This window comes from Candidatus Culexarchaeum yellowstonense (assembly GCF_024707025.1).
GTDB lineage: Archaea > Thermoproteota > Methanomethylicia > Culexarchaeales > Culexarchaeaceae > Culexarchaeum.
The window spans coordinates 1-4385 of the sequence record NZ_JANGFQ010000233.1 but is presented as its reverse complement, the minus strand read 5'-3'; the positions used below and the strand labels follow the sequence as shown (position 1 = coordinate 4385).

Here is a 4385-nt window from a genome sequence, read left to right as displayed (position 1 = left end):
AGTTGTAGCGGAATATCATGGGCTATTCATGGCGCACATAAGATCTGAAGATGAAATGCTTATAGAAGCTGTAAAGGAGTTCATAAGGATATGTAGGGAAGCAGGAGTTTCAGGATGCATATCACATCACAAAGCATGCCACCCAAACAGTTGGGGGAAACCATATGAAACCATAAGGCTAATAAGGGAGGCAAGAATGTCAGGGGTAGATGTAATATGCGATCAATACCCATGGCTAAAGGTGGCGGTGCTAAATGTTGGAGAATTCTTCAGAATAGAGGGGGAGGAGGAAATATCAAGTAAAGAGAGGGAGAAGATACTTGAAAACATGAAGGATGATGAAAAGTGGAGGAAGATGAAGGAGGAAGCCATAAGGAGATATCAAATGGAAGAGGAATATATAGAGAGGAAGAAGAAGGAACTTGCAAAGAGGGGGACTCCATTCAGAATGCCATGGAACCCAACAACATACTTCGTCATAGCACACTCAAAAACACACCCAGAATACGTAGACAAAAACTTCACGGAAGTAGCCAAATTAATGGGAGTTGAAGACCCATGGGAAGCCATGAGGAAACTATACATAATGGATAATGGCGAAACCACAGTTGCAGAAGGATACATGAGGGAAGAAGACGTAATAGAAATAATGAAGGCACCATTCACAGCAATATCCACAGATGGTGGAACGGAAGACGAACCAAAAGCACTACACCCAAGAAACTACGGAACATACCCACAATTCCTAGGATACTACGTTAGGGAGAGAAAAGTCGTGGAGTTAGAGGAAGCCATAAGGAAGATAACATCACTACCAGCAAGATTCCTAAACCTAAAGGATAGAGGACTACTAAGAGAGGGATACTGGGCAGACATAGTAATATTCGATGAAAGAGAGATAGCAAACCTAGCAACCTATGAAAAGCCATGCACATACCCAAAAGGGATAAAATACGTCATAGTAAACGGCGAAATAGTGGTGGAGAATGGGAAGCATACTGGAAAACTACCTGGAAAAGTACTAACATACTCTAGATAGACATCAACAAAACATAAATCAACTCTTTCTTTCTCATAATATATTAAAAAGTGGAGACGTCCACAGATAAACCTTAATGGTTTCGAGGAGTACTATGAAGTTGCACGAAGTAAGCATAATTGAGTTCTTAAAACCACATGCATAACGAAAACTCCCTATACGTAAACTAAAAACTTTCCTCCGGCCATTTGACTTTAAAGTGTAATTGATACGCAAAACTTTCCCTAATTAGGTCCATTAATTATTTGGTGAAATGTAAAGATTTATCTTTTCATAAACTAGCTCTGCTAACTTACTTAACAATTTCTCAGCTTTAACTCTATATTCCTCGAAGAGCTCCTCACTCATGAAGTCATGGTAATAGTTTGCATGTAAACTTTGAACAGCTGTAATCCCCTCACGTATTTCCTCATACTGGTTAGCCAACATCTTTAAGAACTTTATAACTTCTTCATGTCTAGTTAATTTCATGCCATAGAAAAGTCCAAGTGCATATGTCAGCATGTTTACAGCACCCCAAATAAACTCTGATGCCTTAGAATACTCCTTCCTCAAATAGCATTGCCTGTAATTGTCATAGTAGTAGTCTGCAAGCTTCTTTCTTCTAATAGCCTCCTGAAGCTCCCTTTCAACATTCATCTCACAATCACATCCCTCTTCGGGTAAATCTCTAAGACCTCACCATCCATTTTAATGCGTAATAGCTTAACTCTTAAAACATAATCTTCTGGTAAAACCCCATAATCTCTAAGTATAGGCCAAGAGCGCTCGGAGATGTATAGGAAATCATATGTACCTATTACTGCAACTGAAAGAGAGAAATTGATCCTTACACCAATTATCTCCTTAAGTTTAAGTTCTTCCTTCTCAAGCTCACCCCAAACCTTCTTAATATCCATGATCTCCCCCTCAACATCATAAGAACGAGGGGGAGACAAGTTATAGGGCTCTGAAAGATACTTCTTTGACAAAGAGAGATATACCCCTACATGCCGCCCTGTAACGGGTACCCCCCTCTCTAAACGTGCTTCAATTATTAATGGCATTTACACCCCCATTACATAATTCTTGAAATGAATCTATTAAAATCCTCATTTTAACCCCCCTCCCATTTCGCTACGCATTAGGTAAACATAAACCAAACCATTTAAATATCGACACATATCATAAAAGTAAATGATCAAACATGGAGAAAGAGAAGGAGTATGCAATAAAGGTTATAGAGGATAATGAGAGGCGTTTTGTTGAGGTTTCTGATTTGGTTTGGGAGTTTGCTGAGCTTGGTCTTGTGGAGTTTAAGTCTTCAAGTCTATTGGCTGATGAATTGGAGAAGCATGGTTTTAGAGTTAAACGTGGCATTGCTGGTATGCCAACAGCCTTCGTAGCAGAATGGGGGAGTGGAAAACCAGTAATAGGGATAATGGGAGAATACGATGCCCTACCAGGACTCTCACAAAAACCAGTACCATGGAAGGAACCATTAGTTGAGGGTGCTCCTGGTCATGGTTGTGGTCATAATATTCATGGTGTTAGTGGTTTAGCTGCAGCTATTGCCGTTAGGTATGCCATGGAGAAGTTTGGTATACCCGGTACCATCAGATTCTATGGTTGCCCAGCAGAGGAAAACTTCAGTGGAAAAGTCTACATGGTTAGGGATGGATACTTCAATGATGTAGACGCCGTAATAAGCCACCACCCAAGCACAATGAATGGAGCAACATTAATGAGTAGCCTAGCAAACAATTCTGTGAAATTCCACTTTTATGGTAGGGCTTCTCATGCTGGTGGTAGTCCTGAGGCTGGTAGGAGTGCTCTTGATGCTGTTGAGCTTATGAATATTGGCGTCAACTATATGCGTGAACATATTATTCAGGATGCTAGGATACACTATATCATTGAGAAAGGTGGAGACCAGCCAAATATAGTTCCACCATACGCCAGAAGCTGGTATCTAATAAGAGCCCCTGAGAGGGAGCAAGTTGAGGAAATCTATAATTGGATTCTGGATATAGCTAAGGGGGCAGCACTAATGACACAAACACAATACAAAGTGGAATTCATAAAGGGGGTTTACAACAAGATACCAAATAGGACTATCGCTGAAACCATAGTTAAAAACATGAGGTTAATTGGTCTACCAAAGTATAGTGATGAAGACATAAAATTTGCACAAGAAATTGCAAAGACGATACCCATGGAAACAAAGATAAATCAATTAAGAAACTCTAAGAGGCCTGGATGGGAGAAGCTTATCGATAAATTGATGGATGATGAGATACCAGACCCATGGGGTGAAGGTGAAGTTAGTCATGGATCCACAGATGTAGCAGATGTAAGCTGGCAAGCACCAACAGTAGAGTTCAGTACTGCAACATGGGTTTTAGGCACCCCAGGCCATTCATGGCAGAATGTTGCCCAATGTAGAGTTGGTTTAGGACATAAATCATTAATATTCGCAGCAAAAACTATGGCTGCAACAGTATTAGACCTACTAATGAATAAAGAGCTTCTTGAAAAAGCAAAGGAGGAGCATAAGAATAGGCTTAAGGGTAGAGTTTATAAGTCTCCATTACCACCAGACCATAAACCACCATTAGATGCATGGAAGAAATAGAATAATGCAAGGAAAGTTCGAAGGGAAAAATATTTTTATAATTTTTATTTTTTAAGACAATTTATTCACTTCAATTTTACCTTCCTTTAAAACCATTTTCACATTCCGCACATCTCTTAAAACCCTTATATCTTCCAATGGATTACCATTAACCACTATTATATCTGCAAGTTTCCCAGCTTCTATGGTTCCAATCTTCTTCTCCAACCCACATGCTTCAGCAGAGATCTTAGTTGCAGATACTATGGCATCCATGGGTTTAAATCCAACCTTATCTACAAGCAACTCAAGCTCCATGGCATTTGTACCAAGCTTCCACAATTCTGGACCCCCAAAATCTGTTCCCACAGCAATTTTAACTCCAGCTTCATAAGCTTTCCTAACACTCTTCAAATGACTTTCAAAAGCCTCCATAGCCTTTGCTAAACCCCACTCCACAATGCCAACCTCCCTACCACGGGTAACTATCTGATTAACTATGGATAGTGTTGGAACGAGGATTACATTCCTCTCCTTCATCATCTTTACAGCTTCATCATCCAAGTATATGCCATGATCAATGGTTTTAATCCCAGCCAATATTGCCATCTTTATCCCCTCAGTTCCCTGAGCATGGGCTGTAACGAAGGTTCCAACCTTCCTAGCTTCCTCCACTATAACCTTCATCTCTTCAAGGGAGAATTGCGTATGCTCAGGTCTATCACGCATAGACATAACGCCACTAGTGGCACA

General features: G+C 40.2%; 5 protein-coding genes. 2 read left to right on the top strand and 3 right to left on the bottom strand.

Going from position 1 to position 4385, the window contains the following annotated elements:
* A partial coding sequence (locus MRT15_RS11855) for an amidohydrolase family protein (protein ID WP_304330482.1) occupies nt 1-1039 on the top strand: 1039 nt, incomplete at its 5' end.
* 237 nt (nt 1040-1276) lie between these two features.
* On the opposite strand, the gene MRT15_RS11850 is transcribed toward MRT15_RS11855, so the two are convergent.
* Together MRT15_RS11850 and MRT15_RS11845 are read right to left on the bottom strand one after the other, a co-directional pair.
* Nucleotides 1277-1678 carry a hypothetical protein gene (locus MRT15_RS11850; RefSeq protein WP_304330481.1) on the bottom strand — a complete coding sequence of 134 codons (402 nt, stop codon included), beginning with the start codon at nt 1676-1678 and terminating at the stop codon, nt 1277-1279.
* Entirely contained in the window at nt 1675-2085 is a 411-nt protein-coding gene (locus MRT15_RS11845) for a hypothetical protein (protein ID WP_304330479.1), read from the bottom strand. The genes MRT15_RS11850 and MRT15_RS11845 overlap by 4 nt, the downstream gene beginning before the upstream one ends.
* Nucleotides 2086-2225: 140 nt before the next feature.
* On the opposite strand from MRT15_RS11845, the gene MRT15_RS11840 reads away from it, so the two are divergent.
* Complete coding sequence (locus MRT15_RS11840) at nt 2226-3653, top strand: M20 family metallopeptidase (protein WP_304330478.1); 1428 nt, start codon at nt 2226-2228, stop codon at nt 3651-3653.
* 51 nt (nt 3654-3704) lie between these two features.
* Here the strand turns inward: MRT15_RS11840 and MRT15_RS11835 are convergent.
* A partial coding sequence (locus tag MRT15_RS11835; RefSeq protein WP_304330477.1) for an amidohydrolase family protein occupies nt 3705-4385 on the bottom strand: 681 nt, incomplete at its 5' end.